The 26,613-nt window shown below is 64.8% G+C and carries 24 protein-coding genes and 1 tRNA gene; 14 read left to right on the top strand and 11 right to left on the bottom strand.

Translation table 11 applies throughout. The features are described 5' to 3' along the window. The first annotated feature begins 45 nt into the window (after positions 1-45). A tRNA-Leu gene (locus tag IYX23_RS13015) sits at positions 46-134 on the top strand. 114 nt (positions 135-248) lie between these two features. After that, positions 249-593 (top strand): Rieske 2Fe-2S domain-containing protein, encoded by a 345-nt coding sequence (locus IYX23_RS13010; protein ID WP_196393918.1) that lies wholly within the window; start codon positions 249-251, stop codon positions 591-593. 130 nt (positions 594-723) lie between these two features. Here the strand turns inward: IYX23_RS13010 and IYX23_RS13005 are convergent, their stop codons facing one another. The 3 genes from IYX23_RS13005 to IYX23_RS12995 form a co-directional block, all read right to left on the bottom strand. Further along, positions 724-1,365, bottom strand: coding sequence for a hypothetical protein (locus tag IYX23_RS13005; RefSeq protein ID WP_196393917.1), 642 nt, complete (start codon positions 1,363-1,365; stop codon positions 724-726). A gap of 120 nt (positions 1,366-1,485) precedes the next feature. Beyond that, positions 1,486-2,238: a hypothetical protein gene (locus tag IYX23_RS13000; protein WP_196393916.1), complete on the bottom strand. Its 753-nt coding sequence runs from the start codon at positions 2,236-2,238 to the stop codon at positions 1,486-1,488. A gap of 10 nt (positions 2,239-2,248) precedes the next feature. Beyond that, positions 2,249-2,620, bottom strand: a complete 372-nt coding sequence (locus IYX23_RS12995) for a Rieske 2Fe-2S domain-containing protein (protein WP_018407047.1) — start codon at positions 2,618-2,620, stop codon at positions 2,249-2,251. A 163-nt stretch (positions 2,621-2,783) separates the two neighbouring features. On the opposite strand from IYX23_RS12995, the gene IYX23_RS12990 reads away from it, so the two are divergent. From IYX23_RS12990 to IYX23_RS12980, 3 genes are read left to right on the top strand one after another with little or no spacing between them, the layout of a single operon-like run. After that, on the top strand, positions 2,784-3,074 hold the full coding sequence (locus tag IYX23_RS12990) for a helix-turn-helix transcriptional regulator (protein ID WP_196393915.1): 291 nt from the start codon (positions 2,784-2,786) through the stop codon (positions 3,072-3,074). A gap of 21 nt (positions 3,075-3,095) precedes the next feature. Further along, complete coding sequence (gene shc, locus IYX23_RS12985; protein ID WP_196393914.1) at positions 3,096-5,069, top strand: squalene--hopene cyclase; 1,974 nt, start codon at positions 3,096-3,098, stop codon at positions 5,067-5,069. 45 nt (positions 5,070-5,114) lie between these two features. Next, entirely contained in the window at positions 5,115-5,846 is a 732-nt protein-coding gene (locus tag IYX23_RS12980; RefSeq protein ID WP_196393913.1) for a phosphorylase, read from the top strand. Here IYX23_RS12980 and hpnH read toward each other — a convergent pair. Continuing rightward, complete coding sequence (hpnH, locus tag IYX23_RS12975) at positions 5,787-6,938, bottom strand: adenosyl-hopene transferase HpnH (protein ID WP_196393912.1); 1,152 nt, start codon at positions 6,936-6,938, stop codon at positions 5,787-5,789. The two genes, IYX23_RS12980 and hpnH, sit on opposite strands and share 60 nt — an antisense overlap. 327 nt (positions 6,939-7,265) lie before the next feature. Between hpnH and IYX23_RS12970 the strand changes: the two genes are divergently transcribed. Then, positions 7,266-9,473 carry a hypothetical protein gene (locus IYX23_RS12970; protein WP_196393911.1) on the top strand — a complete coding sequence of 736 codons (2,208 nt, stop codon included), beginning with the start codon at positions 7,266-7,268 and terminating at the stop codon, positions 9,471-9,473. A 112-nt stretch (positions 9,474-9,585) separates the two neighbouring features. Here IYX23_RS12970 and IYX23_RS12965 read toward each other — a convergent pair whose 3' ends face one another. Both IYX23_RS12965 and IYX23_RS12960 read right to left on the bottom strand, forming a co-directional pair. Continuing rightward, positions 9,586-10,407 carry a hypothetical protein gene (locus tag IYX23_RS12965; RefSeq protein WP_196393910.1) on the bottom strand — a complete coding sequence of 274 codons (822 nt, stop codon included), beginning with the start codon at positions 10,405-10,407 and terminating at the stop codon, positions 9,586-9,588. Between the two features lie 77 nt (positions 10,408-10,484). After that, a complete protein-coding gene (locus IYX23_RS12960; RefSeq protein ID WP_196393909.1) occupies positions 10,485-11,462 on the bottom strand; it encodes a hypothetical protein in 978 nt (325 codons plus the stop codon). A gap of 102 nt (positions 11,463-11,564) precedes the next feature. On the opposite strand from IYX23_RS12960, the gene IYX23_RS12955 reads away from it, so the two are divergent. The 4 genes from IYX23_RS12955 (at position 11,565) to IYX23_RS12940 (ending at position 15,790) form a co-directional block, all read left to right on the top strand. Further along, a complete protein-coding gene (locus tag IYX23_RS12955) occupies positions 11,565-12,494 on the top strand; it encodes a 50S ribosomal protein L11 methyltransferase (RefSeq protein ID WP_196393908.1) in 930 nt (309 codons plus the stop codon). A 175-nt stretch (positions 12,495-12,669) separates the two neighbouring features. Then, positions 12,670-14,484 carry an aminopeptidase P family protein gene (locus IYX23_RS12950; protein ID WP_196393907.1) on the top strand — a complete coding sequence of 605 codons (1,815 nt, stop codon included), beginning with the start codon at positions 12,670-12,672 and terminating at the stop codon, positions 14,482-14,484. A gap of 67 nt (positions 14,485-14,551) precedes the next feature. Next, complete coding sequence (locus IYX23_RS12945) at positions 14,552-15,070, top strand: hypothetical protein (RefSeq protein ID WP_246716754.1); 519 nt, start codon at positions 14,552-14,554, stop codon at positions 15,068-15,070. Positions 15,071-15,178: 108 nt separating this feature from the next. Further along, positions 15,179-15,790 carry a phosphatase PAP2 family protein gene (locus IYX23_RS12940; RefSeq protein ID WP_196393906.1) on the top strand — a complete coding sequence of 204 codons (612 nt, stop codon included), beginning with the start codon at positions 15,179-15,181 and terminating at the stop codon, positions 15,788-15,790. A gap of 61 nt (positions 15,791-15,851) precedes the next feature. Here the strand turns inward: IYX23_RS12940 and IYX23_RS12935 are convergent, their stop codons facing one another. Both IYX23_RS12935 and IYX23_RS12930 read right to left on the bottom strand, forming a co-directional pair. After that, the gene (locus IYX23_RS12935) at positions 15,852-16,448 is read right to left on the bottom strand and encodes an N-acetyltransferase (protein WP_196393905.1); all 597 of its coding nucleotides are present in this window, start codon (positions 16,446-16,448) and stop codon (positions 15,852-15,854) included. Positions 16,449-16,668: 220 nt separating this feature from the next. Beyond that, complete coding sequence (locus IYX23_RS12930) at positions 16,669-17,814, bottom strand: type III PLP-dependent enzyme (RefSeq protein ID WP_196393904.1); 1,146 nt, start codon at positions 17,812-17,814, stop codon at positions 16,669-16,671. Positions 17,815-18,464: 650 nt separating this feature from the next. Between IYX23_RS12930 and IYX23_RS12925 the strand changes: the two genes are divergently transcribed. After that, positions 18,465-20,033, top strand: a complete 1,569-nt coding sequence (locus IYX23_RS12925; RefSeq protein ID WP_196393903.1) for a glucan biosynthesis protein — start codon at positions 18,465-18,467, stop codon at positions 20,031-20,033. A gap of 3 nt (positions 20,034-20,036) precedes the next feature. Here the strand turns inward: IYX23_RS12925 and IYX23_RS12920 are convergent, their stop codons facing one another. Together IYX23_RS12920 and IYX23_RS12915 are read right to left on the bottom strand one after the other, a co-directional pair. Beyond that, positions 20,037-20,852 carry a creatininase family protein gene (locus tag IYX23_RS12920; RefSeq protein ID WP_196394017.1) on the bottom strand — a complete coding sequence of 272 codons (816 nt, stop codon included), beginning with the start codon at positions 20,850-20,852 and terminating at the stop codon, positions 20,037-20,039. 57 nt (positions 20,853-20,909) lie between these two features. Continuing rightward, positions 20,910-22,091, bottom strand: coding sequence for a hypothetical protein (locus IYX23_RS12915; RefSeq protein ID WP_196393902.1), 1,182 nt, complete (start codon positions 22,089-22,091; stop codon positions 20,910-20,912). A 165-nt stretch (positions 22,092-22,256) separates the two neighbouring features. Here IYX23_RS12915 and IYX23_RS12910 point away from each other — a divergent pair, with 165 nt between their 5' ends. After that, complete coding sequence (locus IYX23_RS12910; RefSeq protein WP_196393901.1) at positions 22,257-22,727, top strand: DUF411 domain-containing protein; 471 nt, start codon at positions 22,257-22,259, stop codon at positions 22,725-22,727. Here IYX23_RS12910 and IYX23_RS12905 read toward each other — a convergent pair. Next, positions 22,655-24,031 (bottom strand): TIGR03862 family flavoprotein, encoded by a 1,377-nt coding sequence (locus tag IYX23_RS12905; protein WP_348643661.1) that lies wholly within the window; start codon positions 24,029-24,031, stop codon positions 22,655-22,657. The two genes, IYX23_RS12910 and IYX23_RS12905, sit on opposite strands and share 73 nt — an antisense overlap. A gap of 76 nt (positions 24,032-24,107) precedes the next feature. Between IYX23_RS12905 and IYX23_RS12900 the strand changes: the two genes are divergently transcribed. Beyond that, a complete protein-coding gene (locus IYX23_RS12900) occupies positions 24,108-25,130 on the top strand; it encodes an RluA family pseudouridine synthase (RefSeq protein ID WP_196393900.1) in 1,023 nt (340 codons plus the stop codon). A gap of 343 nt (positions 25,131-25,473) precedes the next feature. Beyond that, complete coding sequence (locus IYX23_RS12895; protein WP_196393899.1) at positions 25,474-26,490, top strand: ribonuclease T; 1,017 nt, start codon at positions 25,474-25,476, stop codon at positions 26,488-26,490. Positions 26,491-26,613 lie beyond the last annotated feature (123 nt).

Here is a 26,613-nt window from a genome sequence, read left to right as displayed (position 1 = left end):
TCCGCTTGGCGGCGTCGGGTCCGCGCCCCTATAAACGAGCGCTCCGCGGGCGTGGCGAAACTGGTAGACGCAACGGACTTAAAATCCGTAGGGCCGCAAGGCCTGTGCCGGTTCGATTCCGGCCGCCCGCACCACAAAATGCGTATGAGACCCTCGTCTTTTCGCCTCGCGCGTCGCCGCAGTGCAAGGCCGTCGCTGGTCCGTAACTTGCTATCGCCTGTCAATGTTGAATCTTAAAGGCGATCCCGATGGCGTTCACCGCGATCTGTAACACCAGCGCCGTGGGCGAAGGCGGCATGGGCCTCTTTCACGCCGGCAAAAAGAGCGTGCTTCTGGTCTGGCCGACCGGCGGCGAACTCAAGGCCTATCGCGGGCGCTGTCCGCATGCGGACATGCCGTTGAGCGAAGCGACCTTTAACGGCCAGACCGTCACCTGTCCGCACCACCAATGGGGGTTCGACAGCACAAGCGGCAAATGCGTGACGCATCTCGTCCGCAATACGCTCCACCCCTATGCGCTTCGCGTCGAGGGCGATGAGATTCAGGTCGATGTCGGACCGGTCAAGCCGGCGCGCACATCGGCGCCGGCGTGATTGCGAACTCCCGTCGCACGCACAGACTTGCGCTCAGGTAGACGCAACGGAAGTCCCGCGCCCGTCCGGTCGCGCAGGGACGGTATGCGCAGAGGACGGGCGCAGCTTTGCGCCCTGCCCCGCGTCGGGTTTACGCAGCCTTCTTTTGCAGCTCGGCAATATAAGCCGACGCCTTTTCAACGAGCGCGGCGATCCGCTTCTGCACGACCGGCAGATTCTCCTTCGCCTTGAGAAGGGCCGACTGCAGCTCGCTGACGGCCTTTGTCGTCAGTGGATGCGTCTTCAGCTTCGTCCACTCGGCGCGCAGATCGAGATTCGCCAGCCAGGCGAGCGTCTTCTCCGTCAGCGGATGCGTCTTCACCGCCTCGACTTTGGCCTGAAGATCAATCGTCGAGAGATAGGCCAGCGCCGCCTTCGACCCTTCCTCGGCATGCTTGCGCGCGACGGGGAGAAGTTCGACGAATTTCGCGGCGCCGCGCTTCGTTTCGCGCAGGGCGGCCTCCGTCAGAACATTGGCCTTCAGCAGGGCGTAGAGCCTCGCGTTCAGCTTGCGCAGCTCTCCTTCGAGCCGCAGGATCGTAAACTCCTGCTGCCTGAGCTGGTTGACGGCGCCCTCATGCAGCGAATTGACGCGCTGCAGCTCCGTCCTGACGCGTTGCAGCTCGGCGTCGAGCTGATTCACATGATCCCTGATGGAGTCGACCATCGGGAAAGAAAACTTACCGGCCTCGAGGTCAGCCAGTGCGCGTTCGCCTTGCGTGTTCGTAGCCATGCTCACTCCTCTCGCTCCGTTCGAACGACCATCGGCGGCCGATGGTTAAGACTTCGTTTCGCCCGGCGAAAACATCGGCAATTTTTAAAATGGCGCATCGTCGCGGCGCCATGGCGCGGCCTACACCCGCCGCGACAGCGAACGCAGGAAGCCCTGCATCTCGTCCGTGAGATCGGTCTCGATCGCCGGGGCCATCTTCAGCAGCATATTGGCGATGAAAGCCTGATCATTGCGCGTCTCGGCGAGGCATTCCTGCAACACCGGCACGCTGTCCTCGATATGCGCCATGAAGGCGACGCCCTTCTCCAGGGTCTCGGTCCATTTGGCGCGCGTCCACAACGCCAGCGGATAGACGATTTCATGCACGAAATTCGATTTGCGCGCCTTTTCGAAGAAGCGCAGGCCGGCGTTCCAGTTCTCGCGCGCGCGCAAGGGCGGCGGCGGGATGTCGCCAGCAAGCATTTTCTGCGCGGCCTGTCCGACATGATCTTCAAGGCTCATCGGCGAGGCGATGGGCGAACGAAAACTCCACAGCGCCGTCGATCCTGGATACTCCTGGCCGAGCTGCTCGGTGAGCGCCGCGTCGACCTTTTCAACCGCGGCCTTGTCGCCTTTTAGCGCCGCGGCCATGCAGAAGGCGAAGAGCGCGTCTCCCCCGTAATTCACCGCCGCCGCGCCTTTGATCTGCTGCGGGGCCAGCTTCGGCGTCACGCCGTCGGCGGGGACCTCGACGTCGCCCGCGCGCAGCGCCGTGATGAAACTCGTGATCTCGAGCCACGGCACATAATTCGCGATGAAAGCGTCGGGGTCGACGTGCACGATCGCGAGATTGAGCGGTTGCTTACGCTTTTGCAGTTCCGCCATATCGGTCATAGAGCGCCTTTCATTCTTCGGCGAGCAGAACGCCGGTGAGGCAGACGTCGCCCTCGTCGACGACGAGTTTGATCGGCGTCAGCCGTTGACCCTGACAAGGGCCGATGAAGCAGTGGCCGGTGTCGATGTCGAACTGCGCATGATGCCTGCCGCATTCGAGGAAATTGCCTTCCTCGTCCATGAACTGGCCGGGATTGACGTCGAGCCGCTCGCCTTCATGCGGGCAGGCGTTCTCAAAGCCATAGAAGTTGTTGCCCTTGCGCGTGATCAGGATCGGATAGGGGGCGGCGTCGCCGCTCGCCTCGGCGCGCATCAGGACGAATCCCGTCGCCTCGGAGTCCTCGATCTCGTCTGTCCGACAAATCACATAGAGTTCGTCCATCGGCTCACCTTTCGGACAAAGTCGCGCGCCACGCCGGCGCCAGGCGCCCTCACCCGCCCCTGTAGCAATCGATGAGCCAGACGCGACTTGACGATATAGTTATTTCACTATAGCTCACGCAGATCGGCGCGAAGTGTGCGTCAACTACATTCCCCAATCCGAAATGACCGAAGACTCTCCCGCCGCCAAGGCGGCGCCCGACGACCACCTCCTCAAGGCGCAGCTCGTTCGCAAGATCGAAGCGCTGCTCAAGGAGCGCGGGTTGAAGCAGGTGCAAGCCGCGAAGCTCTTCGGCGTGAAGCAGCCGGACGTGTCGAAGCTGCTGCACGGCGATTTCCGGCAGTTTTCGCTGGAACGTCTCATGCGATTTCTCGTCGCCTTGGGGCAGGACGTCGAGATCGTCGTGAAGCCGCATCATGAGTCGGCGAAGTTCGCGACGCTCAGCATCGCGTGACCGCACATACAAAGGATTGCAATGAACGTCGCCGCGCGTATTGACGCTAACTTCACCGCCGTTTCCACCGAAGCGCTGGAGACGAGCATTCAGAACGCCAAGCGCGCGCTTCTGTCGCTCGGCAAAGGCGATGGCCATTTCTGCTTCGAGCTCGAAGCCGACACCAGCCTCTCGGCTGAATATGTGCTGATGCGCCATTTCCGCGCCGAGCCGGTCGACGCGGAACTCGAGCGCAAGATCGCGGTTTATCTGCGCCGCTGTCAGGGCGATCACGGCGGCTGGCCGCTCTATCAAGACGGGCCTTTCCACATCAGCTCCAGCGTGAAAGCGTATTTCGCGCTCAAAATGATCGGCGACGATGTCGACGCGCCGCATATGGCGCGCGCGCGCGCGGCGATCCTCGCCTATGGCGGCGCCGCCAAGAGCAATGTTTTTACGCGCGCGCTGCTGGCGCTTTACGGCGAAATCCCGTGGCGCGGCGTGCCGGTGATGCCGGTCGAAATCATGCTGCTGCCGAAGTGGTTTCCCTTCCACCTCGATAAGATTTCCTATTGGGGCCGCACCGTTCTCGTGCCGATGCTGGTGCTGATGACGAAAAAGCCGCGGGCGAAAAACCCCAGGAACATTCACATCGCCGAACTCTTCACGACGCCGCCGGACGAGGTGAAGGTGTGGCCCAAGGGCGAACACCAGACCTGGCCCTGGGCGAATATTTTCGGGCAGATCGACAAGCTTCTGCGTTTGATCGAGCCGCATATGCCCAGCGGCCCGCGCGAGCGCTCGATCGAACTCGCCATGACATGGACGACCGAACGTCTCAATGGCGTCGACGGACTGGGCGGCATCTTTCCGTCCATCGTCAACAGCCTGCTGATGTATGACGTGCTCGGCGTGCCGGACGGCGACGAGCGTAAGAAACAGGCGCGCGAGGCGATCGAACGGCTGCTCGTCGTGCATGATGCGGAAATCTATTGCCAGCCCTGCGTTTCGCCGGTGTGGGACACCTGTCTGACGGCGCACACGCTGCTCGAGACCGGCGACGAAGACGCGCGCGAACAGGCGCGCCAGGCCTGCGAATGGCTCGCGCCCTTGCAGGTGCTCGACGTCAAGGGCGACTGGGCGGCGCAGCGGCCCGACGTTCGGCCCGGCGGCTGGGCGTTTCAATACGCCAACGCCTATTACCCAGACGTCGACGATACGGCCGTCGTCGTGACGGCGATGGATCGCCTTACGGCGAATGACGCGTCGCGTCCCTATGACGAGCGCATCGCCCGCGCCAAGGAATGGATCATCGGCATGCAGTCGAAGAACGGCGGCTGGGGCGCCTTCGACGCCGACAACACATGCCACTATTTGAACCACATCCCCTTCGCCGATCACGGCGCGCTGCTCGATCCGCCGACGGCGGACGTCTCCGCGCGCTGCGTGTCGATGCTGGCGCAGCTCGGCGATACGATCGACTCGAGCGAATGTCTCAAGCGCGGCGTCGATTACCTGCTCAAAGAACAGGAAAAGGACGGCAGCTGGTTCGGCCGCTGGGGCGCGAATTACATCTACGGAACCTGGTCGACGCTGTGCGCGCTCAACGCCGTCGGCCTGCCGCATGACCATGACGCTTACCGGCGCGCCGTCGCCTGGCTCGTGGCGATCCAGAACGAGGATGGCGGCTGGGGCGAAGACCTCGCGAGCTACAAGCTCGATTACAAGGGCTATGAAAAATCCCCGTCGACCGCCTCGCAAACCGCCTGGGCGCTGCTCGGGCTGATGGCGGCGGGCGACGTCGACCATCCGGCGGTCGCGCGGGGAATCGCCTATCTGCAATCGACGCAGAACGACGCCGGCCTATGGAATGAGGCGCGTTTCACCGCCACGGGTTTTCCGCGCGTCTTCTATCTGCGCTATCATGGCTATGGAAAATTCTTCCCGCTCTGGGCGCTCGCGCGCTATCGCAATTTGAGGCGCGCCAACAGCAAGCGCGTGCAGGTCGGGCTCTAGAAGCATCTTTTCGATGAAGCTGATACGGCCTCGGCCGGAGGAGCAATGGCGCGCGCGACAGGCCGTAGAAAAACCGCCGAACTGAGCGCCCTCGCGCCGATACTCGTCATCGTCGGCATGAAGCGCGAGGCCGCCTGCGCCGCCGGCGAAGGCGTCACGACGTTGTGCAGCGGCGCGAATGTCGCGCGCCTGCGGCAAGCGCTCGATGCGCTTGGCGGAACTGATTTTTCCGCCGTCGTCAGCTTCGGACTCGCTGGCGGACTGGATTACGCGCTGCGGCCCGGCCATGTCGTCGTGGCCGACGCCATCGTCGGGGGCGACGCGCGGCGCGACACCCATTCGCGGCTCTCGTCAGTGCTGATGAAAGGCGCGGCCGCCGCCGGCTGCAAGGTTGCGCCGGGGGCCATCATCGGCGTCGATCAGCCGGCGATGAACCCGGGCGCCAAGGCGGCGCTGCGCGAAGGCGCGCAAGCGGTGGCGGTCGACATGGAATCGCATCTGGCCGAAGAATTCTCGCGGCGGCGCGACATTCCTTTCGTCGCGCTGCGCGCGATCAGCGATCCGGCGGCGCGCGCGCTGCCGCCGCTCGTCGCTAAAGCGCTGACGCCTGAGGGCGACATTCATGCCCTCGGCGTCGCCCGCGAGCTGATCCGCGGGCCGCATCAACTTGGCGGCATGATCCGGGCGGGCCTCGATTCCCGCGCCGCCTTCGTCTCGCTAAGCCGCTGTGGACCGTTGCTCGGCCCGTTGCTGCGCCTCGTGCTCGCGGATCTCTGAAAGCCTGGCGATATTTTCGTCATAGACATATTCGGCTGGGCGCTGATTCTCGAGCGAGACGTCAGGCGCCATCGGCCCCTCGGTGCGCACGCCAAAGAGCGCGACGGCGGCCGCCCGCCAGGGCCGGCGAACCGAATCGGCGACGGCGGTCGCCTCAAAGCCGGAGTGCACCATGCAGTCGGCGCATTTCTCGTAATTGCCGACGCCGTAAGCGTCCCAGTCGGTCTCCTCCATCAGCTGCTTGAACGTCGGCACATAGCCTTCGCCGAGCAGATAGCAGGGACGCTGCCAGCCAAACACCGTGCGCAGCGGCATCCCCCAGGGGGTGCAGCGATAGCTCACATTGCCGGCCAGGAAATTCATGAACAGCGTCGACTGGGTGAGTCCCCAAGCTTTCCCGCCCCGGCCGCGACGCAGAACGGCGCGGAACAATTCCTTGGTGCGGGTGCGATTAAGGAAGTGAGTCTGATCCGGCGCCCGCTCATAAGCGTAACCCGGCGAAAGCGTCATCCCGTCGACGCCGAGCGCCGTGGTCGCGTCGAGGAATTTCGCGACGCGCTCGGGATCGGCGTCGGAAAAGAAGGTGCTGTTGGTGGTGACGCGGAAGCCCTTGGACTTGGCGAGTTTGAGCGCCTCGACGGCGCGCTCATAAACCCCGTCCTGGCAGACCGCGCGGTCGTGCATCTCCTTGTCGCCATCGAGATGGATCGACCAGGTGAAATAGGGGCTCGGCTTGAAGTGGTCGATCTTCTTGGCGAGCAGCAGAGCATTGGTGCAGACGATCGCGAATTTACGCCGCGCGACGATGCCTTCGACGATCTCCGGCAAATCCTTGTGCAAAAGCGGCTCGCCGCCGGCGACCACCACCACCGGCGCGCCACATTCGTCCACCGAGCGCAGCGCGTCCTCGACCGAAAGCCGCTTGTTCAGGATATGATCGGGGTAATCGATCTTGCCGCAGCCGGCGCAGGCCAGATTGCAGCGGAACAGCGGCTCCATCATGAGCACGAGCGGATAGCGCCGCACGCCCAAGAGGTGCTGCTTGACGAGATACGCGCCGATTTTTGCGATATAGCGGAACGGAATGGCCACGGCTGACCCCTTGATGACTTGACGGGTTCAAGGCCCGTCAGCGCGAGTCGCGGCCGAACGGCCCAGCCGCAGACAATAATCTCGCCGTCTAGCACGAATCGTTCGGGAAGGGGAAGCGGGGCGCCGCGCCGCACCACACCCAGTCCGATGAGCGGCAAGCGTCCACCGGGAGCGCCGCCAACGCGCTGCGCCGCAGCGGCGGTCCGCCCTTGCGCCGGAGCGCAAATCCGTCTCAATTCGCCGGCAACGTCACCAACCCGACATTGCTTTTTCTAAGGGAGCGGACATGCGCAGCCGGCTGGTTCCAGCGTCGAGAGCGTCCGCGCCATGACCGCCTCCGCGCAGCAGGCGCGCGTCCCCGACGCCTCGGCCCCGCGGCGGCGCTTCGGACTTTTCGACGCTCTGATTTCGCCGCTCGCCCGCTTGTGGAGCGGCGATCTCAACCTCGGCCGCCTCGGCATGGCCGCCGCCCTGCCCGTTCTGGGCTGGGTCTTCTACACAACCTCGTCCGGCATGATCGACATTATGCAGAGGGAGCCCGGAGACGTGATCGGGATCGCGGGCACGCTGATCGCGACGACCGCCGTCCTCACCATGCTCGCTGCGACATCCTGGTCGCTCGGCGTCGATCTGGCGGCGCTCATCGCGCGGCGGCGGATGGCGCGCGAGCGCATGATCATCAAGACCGGCGTGACGGCGCTGGTCTTCGCCTTCGTCTTCTCGATCTCCGCCTTTTTTTCATTCACCTACTACTACAACAACATCTTCAAGCTCTCCTCGCGCAAGATCGTCGCCGAGCTTCAACCGATGGAGCTTGCGACGGAAGTCCTGCTGCCGGCGACGAAAGACATCGCCGCCGCTTACGAAGCAGCCTCGGCGCGCATCGCCGCGACGCCGAGCTACAAGGCTTATCTCGATTCGATCGACGGCCTCATCGACACCGCGCGGCAGGCCGGGCCGGCGCTGCGCGACGCCATTCGCAAACGGCAGGAGGCGCAGCAGGCGGTCATCGCGCAGGCCGCGAGCCAGGCCGCGCTGGAAATGGAAAGCGCGCAGGCGGCGATGCGTCAGCTCGAGGATGCGCGACGCGACATCGAGGCGCTTGAGCGCAGCATCGCCGAGCTCGACGTCATCATCAAAGCGAAACAGGACGAGATGACGTCGATGGCGGCCACGGCGCGTCAGGAAGAACAGCTCGCCGTCGACGCCGCGCACGGACTCGATGGGCTGGGCGCGACCTGCGGCCCCAATTGCCGCGGGCATCAGGAGAAAGCCGCCGAAGCGATGCGACGCGTCTCGGCGCTCAGGCAGACGCTCGCCGGCCCCGCAAACGAACGCGCCAACGCGGTGAAGCGGCGCGACGCGCTCAATGCGCAGACGATCACGCTCAAACAGAAGGCCGAGACTGCGAGCGCCGCTTCCGGCCGACCGATGCCGAAGGGCGAAGCCGCCCTCGATCTCGACGCGACATTGCGCGACCTCGCCGCGCTGCGCGACCAGCTGCGCCTCGAGCCGACATGGCGCGCCGTGCGCGAGGCGAAGCCCCTGTGCGAACCAATTCTCGCGGCGGCGCGGCAATCAAATGCGTTGCCGGGAAGCGTGCCGCGCGATTTCACCTGCGAACCGCAGGGGGAGGCGCGCGATCTGCTCTCGGCGCGCGACGACACGATCGCGGCGCGCGCGGCCTTCGATAAAAAATGTGGGCTGGAAGCCGGGCTGCGCGACGAACTCTCAGCGATTGTCGCCAAGATCCGCTCGGCGCCGGCGTCTGACAGGGGCGCCGCGGCAAACGGCTTCAACGACGCTAAAACACTCGTCGACGCCTGCGTCGTCTCCGGAAAGGCGGCGGGGCTGTCAGACGACGAGGTGCGGGAGCTTTTGAAAAAGAGCGACGCCTATCTGCGCACGCACAGTTCCGAGCGCAATAAATTCGAACTGGCGCGCGAAGCCTTCTGGAGCTTCACCCCCGATTCGACGATGGCGATCGGCGTCGCCATGGCGCAGGACGCCTTTCTGTTCATCATGAAATTCCTGTCGGAGATTTTCAAACGCGGCTATGAGGCGCGCGAGCGGCGTCAGTTCGCCGCGCCGATCGATCTTTCCGACGACGAGGAGCAGCCCGTCGACATCCGCGCAATGAAAGCCGTCTTGCGCGCGGCGCGGCCGGTTCACGGCGACATGAGCGAGATCGACCCTGACGCCGAAGCAATGTCTGCCCTGCCGCCGAACGTGCGCGACAATATCATGGCCATCCTCAATCGGCTCGTGCGCGACGAAATCGCTCACGTCGACCGCAAAGGCGCCTATCTCGTCGACAATATCACCGTCGGGCAGATTGAGGCGCGGCTGTTCGCGGCGCTGAAGCCGCGCTCCGCCCGCGCCTTGCATTACGCCGCCGACGGCGTCCTCGCCAGCGGCCCGCGCGCCTATTACGCGGACGCTGGCGCCGCGAACCTGCCACGGCGGCGCTCCGGCGCGCTCGAGCGCTATCTGAACGTTGAACCGAGTCCGATGGACAGGCGTTCGCCCGGTTAGAGCAGGTTTCGAAAAAGTTGACAGACTTTTTCGATGAGAAGCTGCTCCAGCATTTTGATTTTGAGCGATGCCTTATCGATCACATGGTGGCGATCGATAAGCGCTCTGAAGTTCAGGCGGCGACGGGTGTTGCGCGCGCCGCCGCGCGCAGCGACGGAAGGTAGCGCAGGCAAAGACCCTGCGGCGTGTGCAGCAGACCGGAAACGACGCTGATCTCGCGCCAGCGGGGATAGCTCGATGGCAAAAACTGCAGCGCGAGGCCGACAGCGCCGAGAAACTCGGTCTCGCTGGCAAAATCGTCGGCGCCAAAGGTCAGCGTCGCGTCTTTGCCCGTTTCGGCGCCCCGCGCCAGAAATTCGAGCGTCGGCGTCGCCCAGCGGGTCGCTTCCAGCGCATCCTCGAGCGCGCTCCAGACGTCCCGCGGATCGATGAAGCGAACGAGGTAACGCGCCGGCGCGGCGTTGTAACGCGCCGCCTCGTCTTCGGTCACGAGATCCGGTCGCGCGTCGAGCTCGGAGTCCGCCATGGCGAGAAGCGCCGCCGGATGTTGGCGCCAATCCGCGGCGCTCACGCTCCAGACGGCGCTCTGCTGATAGAGGCGTCCATGGCCGCTTTCGCCGTCTTCCGGCCGGAAGCGCGCGCGCAGAAAAATGGCGCGACGAGAATTCGGCTCCGGGGCGACCCGCGCGATGAAGGAGCCGCGTCGTCGCGAAGCAGGATCGACAAGCTCAGGCTCGAAGCGGCGAAGCGCCATCAGACGCGGCGGCGAAAGCAGCCGGTCGTCGGCCGGCTGCAGATTGCAACTGCGCAAGGTCACGCCATAGCCCGCGGTGGCCGGCACGCGCAGCGTCGCGCCAAAAGCGAGCTTCCCATAATGCAGCCGTTCGAGAGAGATCTCGGCCGTTTCGTCGCCATTCGGCGCAGCTATGCGCATCGCGCGTCCTTTCGCGCGGGAAATCCGCGCGATCACCCTATGCACAGAGCGTTAAGCAAGAATTGACGGAATGCGCTTCAGGCGATCTCCTCGATGCGCGCGTCGAGCTGCGCATAGGAGAAGGTGAAGGCGCTGTCGAGGCCAAGCGCGGCGTAAAGAAACGGCTCGGCGGTGAGAAACGGCCGCCAATATTCATTATAGGCGCGAGCGCCTTCGAGGCCCGCGCGACGAAACCGGCGCTCGCCAGGCTGATGCGGATCGATGTTGGGATTCTGAAAGCGCTTGACGAAGCCATAGGCCGAGCAGACCGTGAAGCGCACCGATGCGCCGCCGTTCGGCGCCTCCAGCGCCCGCAACCGATCCAGCCATTGCGCCGCGCGCAGCGATTTGCGCAAGGCGTGCAGCGCCACCGCCGGATCGCAGGCATAGGTGAAGGCGCTCGGCCCGAGGCGGGCGAACAAGCGCTCATATTGCGAGAAAACCACGACGAGCCGCTTGAGCTTTTTCTCAGGCGCCAGCGCCAAGCGGTCGATGAGGCGCGCGAGATTGCCGGACCAGCCGGAATCCTCGAGCCGCACCAGCGGCAGCACGATCACGATGGCGTCAGCCTCAAGCATCTGCCGGGCGAGTTTGGCTTTGACATCGTTGAGAATGGCGACTTCCGCGCCGTCCGGCGGCACGGCGATCTCGCCCGCCGAGTCGATGATCTCCAGAAGCCAGGGACCCCGGAGCACCGCCGCCGGCGGGGCTTCGCCGTTGATCGTCAGACGGAAGCGATATTCGTAGGTGTCGAGTGTGTCGGTGGCGAGGCCGCCCTCGGCGAATTCGCGCCGCAGCCGCTCATAGTCGCCTTGTTCGACCGACAGCAGATTGGGTTTTTTCGGCTCAGCGCTTTCGGCGTAGAATTCCGCCTCGGTGATCGGTTGCAGCGCGGGGCGCAGGCGCGGCGAATAGCCAAAGGCGCTTTGCGCGACGCAGTCGACGAGCGAGGCGAGCAGCGACGACTTGCCGCCCTTCTTGGGGCCGATCAGACAGATCGAAAGTCTTTCGGTCATTCACGCCTTCAACTCGTTGGAACCAGCCTCTAACGCGACAATACAGGCCGCTGGCGCCTGGCGAAAGGTGACGCGCGCGCCCCGGCCGTGGTAAGCGCGCGCATGCTTGAAGGCCTTCCCCCCAATAACGCCAGCCACATGCTGCGCCTCGATTGCGACGAAAAACGCGCCCGCGCCGTCGCCGACCTCATCGTCGAAACCTTCGAGCCGACAGAGACCGCCGCCGCCGCCTTCGAGGTGGATGACGGCCCCCAATGGTCCGTCGAGGTCTATTTCGCGACCGCGCCCGACGAAGCGCAGATCCTCGCCCTGATCGAGGCCGCTGCCGACGCCGAAACCGCGCGGGCGGCGCGCTTTTCGACTGTCGCCGAGCAGGACTGGGTGGAAAACGCTCTTGCCGGATTGGCCCCGGTCCGCGCCGGCCGCGTGCTGGTGCATGGCGCGCATGATCGGGGCCGGCGGCGCGTAAACGACATCGGCGTCGAGATCGAGGCGGCGCTCGCTTTCGGCACCGGCCATCACGGCACGACGCTCGGTTGCCTTAGAGCGCTCGAGAGAATCGCCAAGCGCCGGCGCCCACAGCGCATCCTTGATGTCGGAACCGGCACCGGCGTTCTGGCGATTGCCGCCGCGCGCCTCTTTCACCAACGCGTCGCCTGCGGCGATATCGATCCCGTCGCCGTGGCGACAGCCTCGGCCAACGCCCGCGCCAATGGCGCCGGCGCCGATGTTCGCCCGGTCGTCGCGACCGGGCTCCGCCACCCGTCGCTGCAAGGCCAATATGATCTGATCTTCGCCAATATCCTGGCGAAGCCTCTGCGCCTGCTCGCGCCGGAGATTGCCCGCGCCGCGACGGCCGACGCGGAGCTGGTGCTTTCGGGACTGCTGGCGCGCGACGTGCGCGGCGTGCTCGACGCCTACCGCGCCCAGGGGTTCTTCCTGGCCGAGCGGGGCGACATCGACGGGTGGGCGACTCTGGTTCTTAGACGCGGCGGAGCGTCCTACGCCCCCTCCCTGCCCCTTCCCCTTTAAAGCGGGAGCGGGGATCATCCGCGCCATTACGCGAAAACCTGGCTAACCCCCGGCAACCTGTTCGTTGTCCCGCAACCTGCCCCCTCTCCCGCGCAGCGGGGGAGGGCTGGGGAGGGGGCAAGTCGACAGTTCGAGAGCCATTGCCCATGGCGCGCGACGTGCATAGTTTGTGCGTATGTTCGAAGCAAAATTCCAAACATTCGTCGACGACGCCCTGCGCGGCGACAGCGCGGCGCGCCTCAAGGCGCTGCGCGCTGAGCTGAAACGGCAAGGGCTCGACGGCTTTCTCGTTCCGCGCGCCGACGTCCATCAAAACGAATATGTGCCCAAATGCGCGGAGCGCCTCGCTTGGCTGACCGGCTTCACCGGGTCGGCCGGCTTCGCCGTCGTGCTGGAGAAAGAGGCCGCGCTCTTCGTCGATGGCCGCTATGTTATTCAGGTGCGCGGCGAGATCGACGCGAAGCTCTTCAAGCCGCTCGACATCGCGCAAACGACGCCCGTCGCCTGGCTCAGCGGACATGCGCGCGAAGGCGCGCGCATCGGCTATGACCCCTGGGTGCACACCAGCGCGCAGATCGAACGCTTCGGCAAAACTCTCGCGGAAAAAAGGATCGAACTCGTTCCGCTCGACGCCAATCCGATCGATGCGCTTTGGATTGACCGGCCGGCCGAGCCGACAGGCGCGGTGGCGATTCATCCCGCGCGTTACGCCGGCGCGAGCGCCAGCGCGAAGATCAAGAAGCTGCGCGCGGCGCTGAAGGATGCCGACGCGGCGCTGATGTCCGATCCGCATGCGATCTGCTGGGCGTTCAACATTCGCGGCGCCGATGTCGCGCATACGCCGATCCCGCTGTGCTTCGCCCTGTTGCCCAAGGACGGCGCGCCGACGCTCTACGTCGACGATGCGAAGCTCGCGCCGAAGGTGCGCGCCGCGCTTGAAAAATTTCTGACGCTGAAGACGCCTGAAAGCCTCGTCGAGGATCTCGTGCTGTCCGGCAAGCGCGGCGCGACCATTCTCTTTGATTCCGCGACGGCGCCGGCGAAACTTGTCGAAACCTTGCGCGCGGCGGGCGGCAAGCCGCGTCTCGCCGACGATCCGGCGACGCTGCCGAAAGCGATCAAGAATGAAAGGGAGCTTGACGGCGCACGCGAAGCTCATATTCGCGACGGCGCGGCGCTGACGCGCTTCCTCGCCTGGTTTTCCGAAGCCGCGCCAAAGGGCCGGCTCACCGAAATCTCCGCGGCGGAAGCGCTCGAAACCTTCCGCCGCGAGAACGGCGACCTGCGCGACATCTCCTTCCCGACGATCTCGGCTTTCGGCCAACATGCGGCGATCCCGCATTATCGGGTGACGGAAACGAGCAATCTCAAGGTCGGTCGCGGCGTCTATCTCGTCGATTCCGGCGCGCAATATCTCGACGGCACGACCGACGTGACGCGCACCGTCGTCGTCGGTCCGGCCTCGAAACAATTGCGCGAACATTTCACCCGCGTGCTCAAAGGCCATATCGCCATCGCCCGCGCCGTCTTTCCCAAGGGCGTCTCGGGCGCGCAGTTGGATGCTTTCGCACGCCGCGCGCTGTGGGAGGCTGGACTCGACTTCGATCATGGGACGGGCCATGGCGTCGGCGCTTACCTCTCGGTGCATGAGGGGCCGCAGCGTATTTCGAAGCTCGGGACGGCGCCGTTGCAGCCGGGCATGATTCTGTCGAACGAGCCCGGCTATTACCGCGCCGGCGAATATGGCATCAGGCTTGAAAATCTCGTCATCGTCGAGAAGCGCGAGATCAAAGGCGCCGAACGCGAGATGTTTGGCTTCGAGACCATCACGCTTGCGCCTTTCGATTTGAATTGCGTCGAACCAAAATTGCTGTCGCCGGAAGAAATCATCTGGCTCAACGCCTATCACGCCCGGGTGCGCAAAATCCTGTCGCCGCTTGTGGACGCGAAGACGCGCCAATGGCTGCGAGAGGCGACGACGTCGGTATGAACAATCTTGAAACGGATAACTTCGATCTATTGAACCTCGGAACTCCGCTTGCTCGGAGGAGAATGTCATGAGCATTGACGCAGAACCAATTCCGAACGAACCCATCGCAGCATTGGCCGGCGAGGCCTTCGCGAAAGCCGTGACGACGCTGGCGCGCGGACGCATGCTGACGCCCTTCGGCGTGGCGCGGTCCGACGCCGGCGTCGACCAGCCGCAACAATTCGTCGTGAGCGAGGCAGGCAAGATCGATGTCGCCGAAAGCGTCGAAGCCGCGCTGCAATGGCTGGAGGACGAAGCGCCAAACGCCGACGTCTGCCTGATTATTCTCGACGGTTATTTCAGCAGCGAGGACGGCCGCATCGACGCGGTGGTCGGCCGGGCGTTGTCGCTGAAGCGACAGTTGATGGTCGAGATCGCGCTGCCTTACGAAAGCGCCGAAGACGAAGAAGGTCTCGAGTTTTCAGACCCGCAATATCGCTTTTCCGGCGTCGCCGAAGATGGCGCGGAGATCGAAACGGTCGACGTCGACGCCGACGCCTTCGACGCCGTCTTTCGCAGCGCCTTCGCGAAACACGCCCCCGCGTAGCGCTGTCACCAAAACATCACATAAACGTCACGCATCCTCTATCCCGACGTCACGTAAACGCAGCCTCCGCGTCGCGAAACCGCAGCGTGCGTCGCGTAGCGTTGCGTCATGGCGTTCACATCGGACCAGCTGGCGAAGCTGACGCGAGACGCGTCATCAGAGCCGCAAGCAGACATCGGCGTCGCCGCCACGTGGGGCCAACGTCTCTTCGACCTTGACCTCGCGGCGGTTCATCTCTTCTCACGAACGGCGCGCTCCGCGATCGGCAGATTCCTCGCCGTCGCGATCAGCAAGCTCGGCAATGGCTGGATCTATCTGATCCTCGCGCCCATCGTCCTCATCGGCCTTGGCTGGCAAGGGCTGCATGTCGCGGCGCTTGCGGGACTGAACGCCGCGCTGCTGCATATGCTCTATCCGATCATCAAGCGCCGCTTCGGCCGCAGGCGCCCGTTCCATGTCGACGCGCGATTGCCGTCGCTGTTGAAGACGCTCGACGATCACTCCTTTCCGAGCGGCCACGCCATGACGCTCACCGGCGTGCTCGCGCCCATCGTCATCGCCTGGCCGGGGACGACGCTATCGGCCGGCCTTCTTCTACTGTCGATGGCCTGGTCGCGAATCGCGACGGCGCACCACTATCCGAGCGACGTCGCGGCGGGCGTGGCGCTTGGCGCCGGCCTCTCCTACCCGCTTGCGCGCGGCATTCTCGCCTATTGGTGAGCGTGGAGCAGAACGCGCGATACCTTATCGATCACATGACTTCATGTGATCGGGAAGCGCTCTAAGCCGCCTGCGGCAAGCCGATCTGATGCGCGGCGGCGGGAACGACGCGTCCGCGCGCGCCCGACAGCGCGCCATCGACAAGCTCCAAGCCAAGAAAGCGCGCGCGCTCGACCGGTCCCGGCATTGTCAGCCGCTCCGTGAATCGGCGCTCGAAACCGAAGCGCGCGTAATAGGGGGCGTCGCCGACGAGCAGCACGGCGCGATGGCCGAAGTCGGCGGCGCGGGCGAGCGACTCGCGAATCAACGCGCCGCCGACGCCGAGCGAACGCGCCTGCGCTGCGACGGCGAGCGGGCCCAGCAGCAGCGCCGCACGCCCGCCGGCAAGAACCGGCCAAAGCCGCAGCGTGCCGATGAGCGCGCCGACGCTGTCGGTCGCGACCAGCGCGAGGCCGGGCGCCGGCGCCGATCCGTCGCGCAGCCGCTGGCAGGTCTTCAAGAACCGCGCGGGACCGAAGGCGTCGTCGAGCAAAGCTTCGCGCGCCGCATGGTCGCTCGGCGCTTCATTGCAAATCGCAAATGGCGCACGAGCGACAAGCGCTTCCGGCGCGATGAACGACGCGGGGGCGTGATTGGGGCATGCAAGTTCAAAGGCCATCTTTCCCTCCCTTAAGAAGGACAAGCGACCCTCGCGCCTGGCGCTTGACGCGCCCGCCGATCGGGACTGGGTTGGGATTGTTCCCGCCCTCGCCCTTCGAGACGCGAGCTTCGCTCGCTCCTCAGGATGAGGGCGGATAGGGCAGCCGCCATCAGTTTCCCTCATCCTGAGGAGGCCTCGAAAAGGCCGTCTCGAAGGACGAGGGAAACGATCGACTCGCTCAGATCACATGCGTCTCGAGCGGCGGGAAACCGTTGAAGCCCACGGCCGAATAGGTTGTCGTATAGGCTCCGGTTCCTTCGATCAGCACTTTCGCGCCGATCTCGAGCGAGATCGGCAGCTGATAGGGCTGCTTCTCGTAGAGCACGTCGACGCTGTCGCAGCTCGGGCCCGCGACGACGCAGGGACTCGTCGGCGCCCCGTCGGCCGGCGTGCGGATCGGATAGCGGATCATCTCGTCGGTCGTCTCGGCGAGGCCGTTGAACTTGCCGATGTCGAGATAGACCCAGCGAATCTCGCTGTCCTCCTCCGACTTCTTCGAGATCAGCACGACTTCCGCTTCGATCAGCCCGGCGTTGCCCACCATGCCGCGGCCCGGCTCGATGATCGTCTCCGGAATGCGGTTGCCGAAATGCTTCGACAGCGCGCGGAAGATCGCATTGCCATATTGCTTCACCGCCGGCACGTTCTTGAGATATTTCGTCGGGAAGCCGCCGCCGAGGTTCACCATCTGCAGATTGATTCCGCGCTCCGCGAGTTCGCGGAAGATCTCCGACGCGGACTTCAGCGCGGCGTCCCACATGCGCGGATTCGTCTGCTGCGAGCCGACATGGAAGGAGACGCCATAGGCGTTCAGGCCGAGGCGATGCGCATGTTCGAGCACGCCCGTCGCCATCTCGGGGACGCAGCCGAATTTGCGCGACAAGGGCCATTCGGCGCCCGAGCCGTCGCAGAGAATGCGGCAGAACACCTTGGAGCCGGGCGCGACGCGCGCGATCTTCTCGACTTCAGCCTCGCAGTCGACCGCGAAGAGCCGCACACCGAGCGCATAGGCGCGGGCGACGTCACGCTCCTTCTTGATCGTATTGCCGAAGCTGATGCGGTCGGGCGTCGCGCCAGCGGCGAGGACCTGCTCGACTTCGACGACGGACGCCGTGTCGAAGCACGAGCCGAGCGAGGCGAGGAGCAAGAGCACTTCCGGCGCCGGATTGGCTTTCACGGCATAGAAGACGCGCGTATCCGGCAACGCCTTGGCGAAGCCGACATAGTTTTCGCGCACGACGTCGAGATCGACGACGAGGCAAGGTCCGTTGTCGCGCCCGTTGCGTCGGCGCTCGGCGAGGAAATCGAGAATACGGTCGGTCATCGTGGCCCCCTTGCGCGGCGAACCGCGCCCAGATCGTTGAGCGTCAACGGACACGCCGCTCCGTTCGCCCGCGCGCGATGGAGACGCGACGAGCGTTGGGTTTAGCTGTCCAAGGCCGCGCGAGCGCAAGCGCTCGAACGGCTGGTTGATGCGCCGTTGACTGGACCGATGCGAAATGATGCACGCCTGAGCGCGCACGCTTCCGCGGGTACAGCCATCGATTGGAAGGGGAGAATCCCGATCCGCACGCCCGGCAAGAAAGACAAGCCTCTTCGGTACGCCGACCTTTGGAGGGTCGACAGAGACGAAAAAGCCCGGTCCGTCGTTGCTTTAAGTCGCGATCCTCCGCAGAGACGGAGTTCGCCGGTTCGCCTCCGGCTGCCGGTTTTACGCTGGCGGTTGACCGGCCTCTTGTCCGGATCCCCGCCTACCGACACACGACCACAGGCACGTGCGATTTGGGCAAGGACTTAGATACGCGCTTTTGCCGCTGTTACAAGCGGTTTTTGCGCCAAACGATTATTTTTTCAGCGGGTGATGCATGTAGGTCGCGGCGCTGCGCCTCGAGCCGCCAGCTTCTTGCGCCAGCGGGACGATAGGGCTAGAGCAGCAGTCAATTAGCGAAGGCAAAACCCTGGTCGGACGCGGGAATGACGCGAATAACACGGCGCCAATTCGCCGGAGCGCTCTCTACAATAGGCGCGCAAGTCGCGCTCAAATTCCCAGCGCTGGCGGCCGCCGACACGCCCACGCCGCGGTTCGGCTTCGAGAATGTCGTGCAGCGGGCGCACGACCTGGCGCTGGCGCCCTTCGACACGACGGTTCCGCCGCGTCTGCCGGATCCCTTCGACGCTCTGGACTTCGACACATGGCGAGGGATCCGCTTCAAGCGCGAGCATGATGTTTTTGCGGGCGCGGACGGCGGCTTCCGGCTAGAGACGTTCCATCTCGGCTTCCTCTATCGTCGTCCGATGACGGTGAATATGATCCGCGACGGCATCGCGACGCCGATTCCCTATTCGCCGGCGCTCTTCGACTATGGTCGCCTCAAGGTCGAAAAGGCTCCCCCCGTCAACACCGGCTTCGCTGGCTTTCGCCTGCATTTTCCGCTCAACGAGCCGCATGTGCACGATGAGGTGATTTCGTTCCTGGGCGCGAGCTATTTCCGCTTTCTCGGCCGGGATCAGAAATATGGGCTTTCCGCGCGAGCGCTGTGCGTCGAGACCGGCTCCGAGCACGAGAGCTTTCCGTTCTTCCGCGAATTCTGGGTCGAGACGCCGGAGAAGGGCAGCAATCACGCGACGCTCTATGCGCTACTCGACGGCGAGGCAGCGACAGGCGCCTTCAGATTCGATCTCTTCGCTGGACAGGAGAGCGCGCTCGAAATCCAGGCGACGCTTTTCCCGCGGCGCGCGGGGATGAAGCTCGGCCTCGCGCCGCTCACGTCGATGTATCTGACCGGCGAAAACGACCGGGACGTGCGCGACGGCTTTCGCACCGAATTGCACGATTCCGACGGGCTCTTGATCCATACCGGCGCCGGCGAATGGCTCTGGCGCCCGCTCGCCAATCCTCCACGAACGCGGACCTCGTCCTTTCTCGACGACAACAATCGCGGCTTTGGACTGCTGCAGCGCGACAGAACGTTCGAATCCTATCAGGATCTTGACCTCGCCTATGAAAACCGCCCGAGCTATTTCGTCGAACCTATCGGCGACTGGGGCGAAGGCCGCGTCGAACTGCTCGAGCTGCCGACGCGCGACGAAACAAACGACAATATCGTCGCGAGCTGGACGCCGGCAAAGTCGCCTGAGCCCGGCGCGCCCTTCGTTTACGCCTATCGTATCACCGCCGGGCTCTACATGCCGCAGCTCGCGCCCAACGGCATGGTCGTCAACACCTTCGAGGCGCCGGCGCGGGCGCTTGGCTCGGCCGAGCCCGTTGATCCCGACGCGCATCGTTTCATCGTCGATTTCGCCGGCGGCGATCTGGCCTATTACGTCGCCGATCCGGGCCAGGTCGAAGCGGTGGCGACGACGAACGCCGGGCGCGTGCTGCGCGTCAGCGTCGCCGCCAACACGCATATCGACGGATTGCGCGCGCTCTTTGATGTTTCGGCGAAACCTGGTCAGACCGCCGATCTTCGGCTGTTTCTGCGCGCGCACGGGCGCACGCTGACCGAGACCTGGACCTATCTTTGGACGGCGCCAGCGGCGTGATCCTCAATCGTCCATGCTCTTGAGCCGCGTCAGATCGAACGCCTCGACGTCGCGCAATAATTCGATGAAGGCCGTCGCCCAGTAATCCGCCACCGCTTCGCCCTTCTCGGCGCTGGCTTTCGACGCATCGCCCATAGCGCCCGCGGGCGAGAGATCCTGCGCCATCCAGCCGAAGCCCGCCGGGCGGTCGGCGCGCAGCCAGGCGAAATCGCGCTCGAAGTCGAGCGTCGCCGGCGGGAAGTTTTTGGCGCGCGCCATGTCGACGAGTTCGGGCCGGAAGGCGAGCATGAGCGACGTTTCGATTTCGCCGCCATGAATCCCGTGGCGCAGCTCCGCCGCAGAGAACAATCCATCCGGATAGCCGAAACGCGCCCAGGAGACAGTGACAGCCAAGGCGCCCGAACGCGCGCGCAATTCGAGCGCCGTCTGCGAAATGAGCGCGGAATTGCCGCCATGCGAATTGAGGAGCACCAGCTTTCTCACGCCTGTGCGCAGGACGCCCTCTGCGATCTCGATGAGGACGCGCGAGGCGGTCTCATTCGTCAGCGTCAGCGTGCCGGGGAAGTCGCGATGCTCGGTCGACACGCCGACGCTCTGGATCGGCAAAAAAACCGCTTCGAGGTCTTCGGGCAGGCGCACCGCGACGCGCTCGACGCATCCTTCCATGATCATGGCGTCAACGCCGAGCGGCAGATGCGGTCCGTGCTGCTCCACCGCAGCGATGGGCAGAACGGCGATGACGCGCGACATGTCATGCGCGCGCATGTCGCGCATCGAAAGCTCGGACCAGAAGGGCGACGGGAGCATGGCGCGCAGCATAGGCGTCTTGGCCCCCGAGGGGAATGCGGCGCGCTCCACGGAACGGCTTTATGTTCGTCAGAGTCCCGTCAATTTCATGAACAGCTTTTGCGCCATCTCCGCGACAGGATATTTGAACAAGAAGAGCGGCGGCATCGGCAGCAGCGCCGCGGCGAGAATGATCGCCAGCAGGCGAATGCTGACGGGCGCCAGGCGCATATTGCGCACAACGCCGACGCTATTGCCGAGATCGGCAAGCGATTGCAGGTCCGGCGTCCCCAGCAAAGGCTCTCTGTCATGAGACGCTTCGCCAAACCATTTGCGCTCGAAGTCCTCGACGTATCGCGCGGCAAGCACCGTGTAGTCGCGCAGTCCCCGTTCTCTGCATTCCATCAGCTTGAAGGCGAAGAAGCAGGGCGGACCGAGAAACAGCACGATGTCGACGATCACAATGATGGCCGTCGCCAGGTAAATCGGATCGAAGGACGCGCCCGCCGACATTTCCTCGGCGAAACCGGCGGCGACGAGCAGTGAGATGGCGAACGCCAGAGGCGCCAGATGGGTTTGGACGACTTCGAGATATCCGAGGCCCCCGACGCCGTCGGGATGCGTCGGCGTCAGGCGCAGCTCCATTCGGGCCAAGCGCCACAGGAAACGCCACCAGAGCGCGAGCCGCCAAACCCAACGAAACGCCAGAAAGCGAAACAGCGGTAGACAGACCATCCAGTACCACAAGCCCGCAAGCGGCATGAGGGCCAAGGTTCGGCCCGATTCGGGCGACGCGGTCTTTCCAGACAGATGAAGCTGCGCCGCGAAAAGAAACATCAGCACTGTCGCCGCGAGCGAGGTCGCATCCGGAATCCAGGAATTGCTCCAGCGGGCGAGGCTTCGAACTTCAGCCTGCAAGGCGGGAGCCGTTCTCGACGCCACGCCGGAACGCAAGAGGGTCGAGAGAAACTCCCTCGCTTGCCGATCAAACGTGGTTTCGCAAAAGAACAGCAGCGGAATGACCGCCAGCAACCGGATGTGCCCGCCGATGACGGAGAGCGTAAAGAACTTTCCGCGATCGCCTTCAAGCGCCGCCAAGGCGACGAGGACGATCCAGGGGATCAGACCGAGCGCGATCCCCAGGGGGAGCGTATTCGGCCCCGGACGGACGAGGCCGAGCCGTTTTCCCAGCCTCTGAAGGGGGCCGCCGAGAAGCGAGAATTCGCTGAGCGGCTCGTCGGCAATTTGCGGGCTGGCGGCGGATTGGCTCATGCACCCTTCCGATGGTAAGCGCTGGGTTCGTTCGGGCGACGTCTTGCCGCTTTTGTCGGCGACACTGACATACTACCGCAAGCGACTTCGCGCGAATGCCGTTCCGACGATGCGCCCGAATTCGAAACGGGCGCCCATGAGCGCGCGAGACAAGGATCGACGCCGATGGCGAATAACCCCTTCACCCGACGCGAGACGCTGCGGTTCGCCGCCGTCGCCGCGCTTGTCCCCGGATGGGCGCGCGCAGAGGGCGCGACGAAGGTCGTGATGCATAAGAGCCCGACCTGCGGATGCTGCGGCGCGTGGAGCGCGCGCATGCGCGAGGCCGGCTTCATCGTCGAGGAGATTGTCGAAGCCGACATGCAGGCGGTAAAAAAACGCCTCGGCGTGCCTGAGCCGCTGTCCTCCTGCCACACGGCCGAGATCGACGGCTACATCGTCGAGGGCCATGTTCCCCCGCAGGCGGTCGCGCGGCTCCTGAAGGAGCGGCCGAAAGCCGTCGGCGTCGTCGCGCCGGGCATGCCGGCCGGATCGCCGGGCATGGAGGGCGGCGCAGCGGAGGTCTACAGGCTGTATTTGTTCGACGCTTCCGGATCGCGTCCGTTCGGCGACTGGCGGGGCGACAAGCCCGTCTGATCGGGCTCGAACGGCGCGACGGGTTTGTCGGGCGAAAGGCCGAGATAGCGGGCGGCGCCGCGACCCGCGGCCAGTCCGGTGGCGAAGGCCGCCTGCAACAGGTAGCCGCCGGTCGGCGCGTCATAGTCGAGCATCTCGCCCGCGACGAAAACGCCCGGGAGCTTCTTGAGCATCAGATTGTCGTCGAGTTCGTCGAAGGAGACGCCGCCGGCGGTCGAGATGGCGCGCTCAAGACCGCCGACGCCCGTGACGGTGAGCGGCGCATTCTTGATGAGCCCCGCGAGCGTTTCCGCGTCGCGCGGCAGGCCCTCCCCGCGCCCCTCGCGCAGGAGCCCGATCTCGACTTTCGAGAACCCGGCCTTGCGCAGGAAATTCGCATGCGACTGTTTCTGTGGACGCCGCGACAGCTTGCGCGTCAGGCATTCGAGACTGGTGTCGGGCCGCAGATCGATCGACAGCGTGGTCGGGCCGTGTTTTTGCGTGACGTCGCGCAGCTGCGAGGAGAGCGCGTAAACCGGCCCGCCTTCCAGTCCGGCGCGCGTGACGACGACATCGCCGCGCGCCGTAGACGCGCCATGGCGCAGCAACGCCGTCTTGATCGGCTGGCCTTCGAAATCGTCGCGAAAGATCGCGCTCCACTCGATCAGCGCGCCGCTGTTGGCGGCGGCGAGCGGCGTAACGCGCACGCCCTGCGCGCCAAGCCGCGCCGCCCAGGCGCCGTCGGAGCCGAGCCGCGGCCAGGAGGCGCCGCCGAGCGCCAGCACCAGGGCGTCGACCTTGCGGGTGAATTCGCCATCCGGGCCGATCAAGCGCAGCGCCCCCGATTCGGCGAAACCCGCGAAGTCGTGGCGGGTCACGATCGTGACGCCAAGCCGCGTCAGCCGCCGCAGCCAGGCGCGCAGCAGCGGCGAAGCCTTGAAGCTTGCCGGAAACACCCGGCCGCTGGAGCCAACGAAGGTCGTCTCGCCAAGCTCGGCGCAGAAGTCGCGCAGCGCCTGCGGCGTCCAGGCGCGGATGAACGGCGCGATTCTCGCGGCCGCTGCGCCATAGCGCGAGATGAAACGCTCCAGGCCTTCGCTATGGGTGATGTTGAGCCCGCCCCGCCCCGCCATCAGGAATTTGCGCGCGGGGCTCGCTTTGTGCTCATAGATAACGACGCGTGCGCCGGCGCGCGCGAGCGCATCGGCGGCGAAAAGGCCGGCGGGGCCCGCGCCAATGACGGCGCAGAACGGAGCCTCGGCGTCGCTAATGGAAGAGCCTCCCTTGGGCGGCGTTTTTCGATGCGCATAATGGCGAAGGTTCACGCCTCCGCTCGCGCCACGCCCGCGTTTCGGTGGCTCTCATATCATGTGCGCGTCGGCGCGCGGAAAAAAAGCTGAAATGACAGTCAAGGCTCTGCCTCAAATTGACGCATCCGCCGAGCGCTTCGAATTTCTCGTTGCGCCGCAGCACGCCGGCGCCCGGCTCGACCGCTTTCTCGCCGAACAGCCGGAGATCGTCGCCGCGCATCTGTCGCGCAGCCGCATCAAGGGGCTGATCGAGGACGACCGCGCGACCCTTGCCGGCGAGACGGCGCGCGATCCGGCCAAGAAGCTCGGCGCCGGAGATCACGTTACGCTCGACGTGCCGCCGGCGACTCCGGCCGAGCCGCAGGGCGAAGATATCGCGCTCGCCATTGTCTATGAGGACGAACATCTCCTCGTCATCGACAAGCCGGCCGGCCTCGTCGTGCATCCGGCGAGCGCGCATGAGAGCGGCACGCTGGTCAACGCGCTGATCGCTCATTGCGGCGACAGCCTTTCCGGCGTCGGCGGGGTGAAGAAGCCCGGCATCGTGCATCGCATCGACAAGAATACGAGCGGCCTCTTGGTCGTCGCCAAGACCGACGCCGCGCATCATGGCCTCTCGCGCCTCTTCGCCGATCACGGCCGCAAACTGTCGCTGACACGCGAATATTTCGCCTTCGTCTGGGGCGTTCCCGATCGCGCGCATGGAACGGTCGACGCGCCGCTCGGCCGCCATTCGACGCAGCGCGAGAAAATGGCGGTTGTGTCGGAAGCGCGCGGCCGCGAGGCGATCACCCATTGGGAGAAGGTCGAGGATTACGGCGTCGCCGCGCTCATGCGCTGCCAGCTGGAGACCGGCCGCACGCATCAGATCCGCGTGCATATGGCGCATATCGGCCATCCGCTGATCGGCGATCAAACCTATGGCGCGGGTTTTAAAACCAAGGTCGCGAAACTGAAGCCCGCCACGCGCGAGATCGTCGAGCGTTTGGACCGCCAGGCGCTGCACGCCGCGACGCTGGGGTTCGAGCATCCGGTGACGAAAGAGGAGATGATGTTTGAAAGCGAACTGCCGGAGGATCTGGCGGGGTTGAGAGAGGCGCTGAGCGCCGAATGAGCGCCCGTAACGAGGCCTGTTTGAATGGCGCTCCCTAAGCCCTCATGCTGAGGAGGCTGCGCAGCAGCCGTCTCGAAGCACGAGGGCGAAGCAACCTCGTCCTTCGAGACGCTCCCTTCGGTCGCTCCTCAGGATGAGGTTGCTTCGTGAGCGCCATGCCCTTCACGGCCACCTTTTTCCTTGGAATGTGCCTCAATACAATTGAGGAGGTTCGCCGGAGTTTCATCCCTGACGAGACGTCGCTTTCGTGGACGTCGAAAGAATCGCGCAACCAGACAATGCTTGCTCGCCTGCGCCGCCGCGATTACCCTTCCGCGTGTTGCTGATTTTGTGGAGTTTTGTCATGCGCGCACGCGCTGTTCGAATGCTGCTTTGCTCGTCATTGTCGCTCGTCGCCTCAGGCGCGACGGCGGATACGCCTGCATCGGGAACTTTTCTAGCCCGTCAGTCCTGTCCCGCGCTTCAATCGATCAGAACCGGCGCCAATCCGGGCAACATCAGCGTCGAGCCGAATGGGCATTATTCCATTTTCGCCAAGAACAAGCCGAACGCGACACATTATCTCATCGATGTCCCCGACGCTCAGCCGGGGCGCCGGTGGGTCGCGGTCGGATGCGGCGAGGCGACGCTCGCTGAGGGCGGCGGCCAGCCGGGGAGCGGCGGCGAAGAAGCCTCGGGCGGGCAAGAGCCTGACGGCGGCCCCGCGGCGCAAAAGCCGGATTACATCCTCGCCGTGAGCTGGCAGCCGGCCTTTTGCGAAGGCAAGCCCGACAAGACGGAATGCGAAACGCAAAGACCCGACCGGTTCGACGCGACGCATTTCACGCTGCATGGGCTCTGGCCCAAAAAACAATATTGCAACGTCGATCGCCACATCGTCGCCGCCGATAAGGACAATAGATGGAACGGCCTGCCCGAGCCCGAACTCTCCGACGCGACAAGGCATGCGCTGTCGGAAGTCATGCCAGGAACGATGTCGCTGCTCGAACGGCATGAGTGGATCAAACATGGCACGTGCTTTCCGGGAAGCGCGGCGGAAATCTATTTTTCACGGACGCTCGCGCTGATGTCGCAGCTGAATGGCTCCAAGGTTCAGGGGCTTTTCGCGGCGCATATCGGCGAGGAGATCACGCGCGACCAACTCAAGGCGGCGTTCAATGAGACCTTTGGCGACGGCGCCGCGGATCGCGTGCGCGTCGCCTGCAAGAGAGACGGCGGCCGCAATCTCATCGTCGAGATGACCATCGGATTGGTGGGAGACGTCAAACCCGACAGCAAACTCGCCGATCTTATCGCCGCCGCGCCGGCGACAGACCCCGGCTGCCCGAGCGGGGTGGTCGATGCAGTGGGGCTGCAGTAGTCATAAGCGACTGCTTCTTCTGGCGTCATCTTGTCGGCGGGTGAGGCACGCCCGCTTCACCACGCCGTTCGCCCTCGCCCGCTAAATCTTACTTGACTCACCCTAAAAAGACGGCCCAACTTT

Source organism: Methylocystis sp. L43 (assembly GCF_015709525.1).
GTDB lineage: Bacteria > Pseudomonadota > Alphaproteobacteria > Rhizobiales > Beijerinckiaceae > Methylocystis.
Note: the sequence above shows the minus strand (reverse complement) of the source record. Positions and strands in the feature narration are given on the sequence as shown.

Bases quoted from the DNA above. Each gene is read 5' to 3' on its own strand.
- IYX23_RS13010 (WP_196393918.1), top strand. From the start codon at position 249: ATGGCGTTCACCGCGATCTGTAACACCAGCGCCGTGGGCGAAGGCGGC.
- IYX23_RS13005 (WP_196393917.1), bottom strand. From the start codon at position 1,365: ATGGCTACGAACACGCAAGGCGAACGCGCACTGGCTGACCTCGAGGCC.
- IYX23_RS13000 (WP_196393916.1), bottom strand. From the start codon at position 2,238: ATGACCGATATGGCGGAACTGCAAAAGCGTAAGCAACCGCTCAATCTC.
- IYX23_RS12995 (WP_018407047.1), bottom strand. From the start codon at position 2,620: ATGGACGAACTCTATGTGATTTGTCGGACAGACGAGATCGAGGACTCC.
- IYX23_RS12990 (WP_196393915.1), top strand. From the start codon at position 2,784: ATGACCGAAGACTCTCCCGCCGCCAAGGCGGCGCCCGACGACCACCTC.
- shc (WP_196393914.1), top strand. From the start codon at position 3,096: ATGAACGTCGCCGCGCGTATTGACGCTAACTTCACCGCCGTTTCCACC.
- IYX23_RS12980 (WP_196393913.1), top strand. From the start codon at position 5,115: ATGGCGCGCGCGACAGGCCGTAGAAAAACCGCCGAACTGAGCGCCCTC.
- IYX23_RS12970 (WP_196393911.1), top strand. From the start codon at position 7,266: ATGACCGCCTCCGCGCAGCAGGCGCGCGTCCCCGACGCCTCGGCCCCG.
- IYX23_RS12965 (WP_196393910.1), bottom strand. From the start codon at position 10,407: ATGCGCATAGCTGCGCCGAATGGCGACGAAACGGCCGAGATCTCTCTC.
- IYX23_RS12960 (WP_196393909.1), bottom strand. From the start codon at position 11,462: ATGACCGAAAGACTTTCGATCTGTCTGATCGGCCCCAAGAAGGGCGGC.
- IYX23_RS12955 (WP_196393908.1), top strand. From the start codon at position 11,565: ATGCTTGAAGGCCTTCCCCCCAATAACGCCAGCCACATGCTGCGCCTC.
- IYX23_RS12950 (WP_196393907.1), top strand. From the start codon at position 12,670: ATGTTCGAAGCAAAATTCCAAACATTCGTCGACGACGCCCTGCGCGGC.
- IYX23_RS12945 (WP_246716754.1), top strand. From the start codon at position 14,552: ATGAGCATTGACGCAGAACCAATTCCGAACGAACCCATCGCAGCATTG.
- IYX23_RS12940 (WP_196393906.1), top strand. From the start codon at position 15,179: ATGGCGTTCACATCGGACCAGCTGGCGAAGCTGACGCGAGACGCGTCA.
- IYX23_RS12935 (WP_196393905.1), bottom strand. From the start codon at position 16,448: ATGGCCTTTGAACTTGCATGCCCCAATCACGCCCCCGCGTCGTTCATC.
- IYX23_RS12930 (WP_196393904.1), bottom strand. From the start codon at position 17,814: ATGACCGACCGTATTCTCGATTTCCTCGCCGAGCGCCGACGCAACGGG.
- IYX23_RS12925 (WP_196393903.1), top strand. From the start codon at position 18,465: ATGACGCGAATAACACGGCGCCAATTCGCCGGAGCGCTCTCTACAATA.
- IYX23_RS12920 (WP_196394017.1), bottom strand. From the start codon at position 20,852: ATGCTGCGCGCCATGCTCCCGTCGCCCTTCTGGTCCGAGCTTTCGATG.
- IYX23_RS12915 (WP_196393902.1), bottom strand. From the start codon at position 22,091: ATGAGCCAATCCGCCGCCAGCCCGCAAATTGCCGACGAGCCGCTCAGC.
- IYX23_RS12910 (WP_196393901.1), top strand. From the start codon at position 22,257: ATGGCGAATAACCCCTTCACCCGACGCGAGACGCTGCGGTTCGCCGCC.
- IYX23_RS12900 (WP_196393900.1), top strand. From the start codon at position 24,108: ATGACAGTCAAGGCTCTGCCTCAAATTGACGCATCCGCCGAGCGCTTC.
- IYX23_RS12895 (WP_196393899.1), top strand. From the start codon at position 25,474: ATGCGCGCACGCGCTGTTCGAATGCTGCTTTGCTCGTCATTGTCGCTC.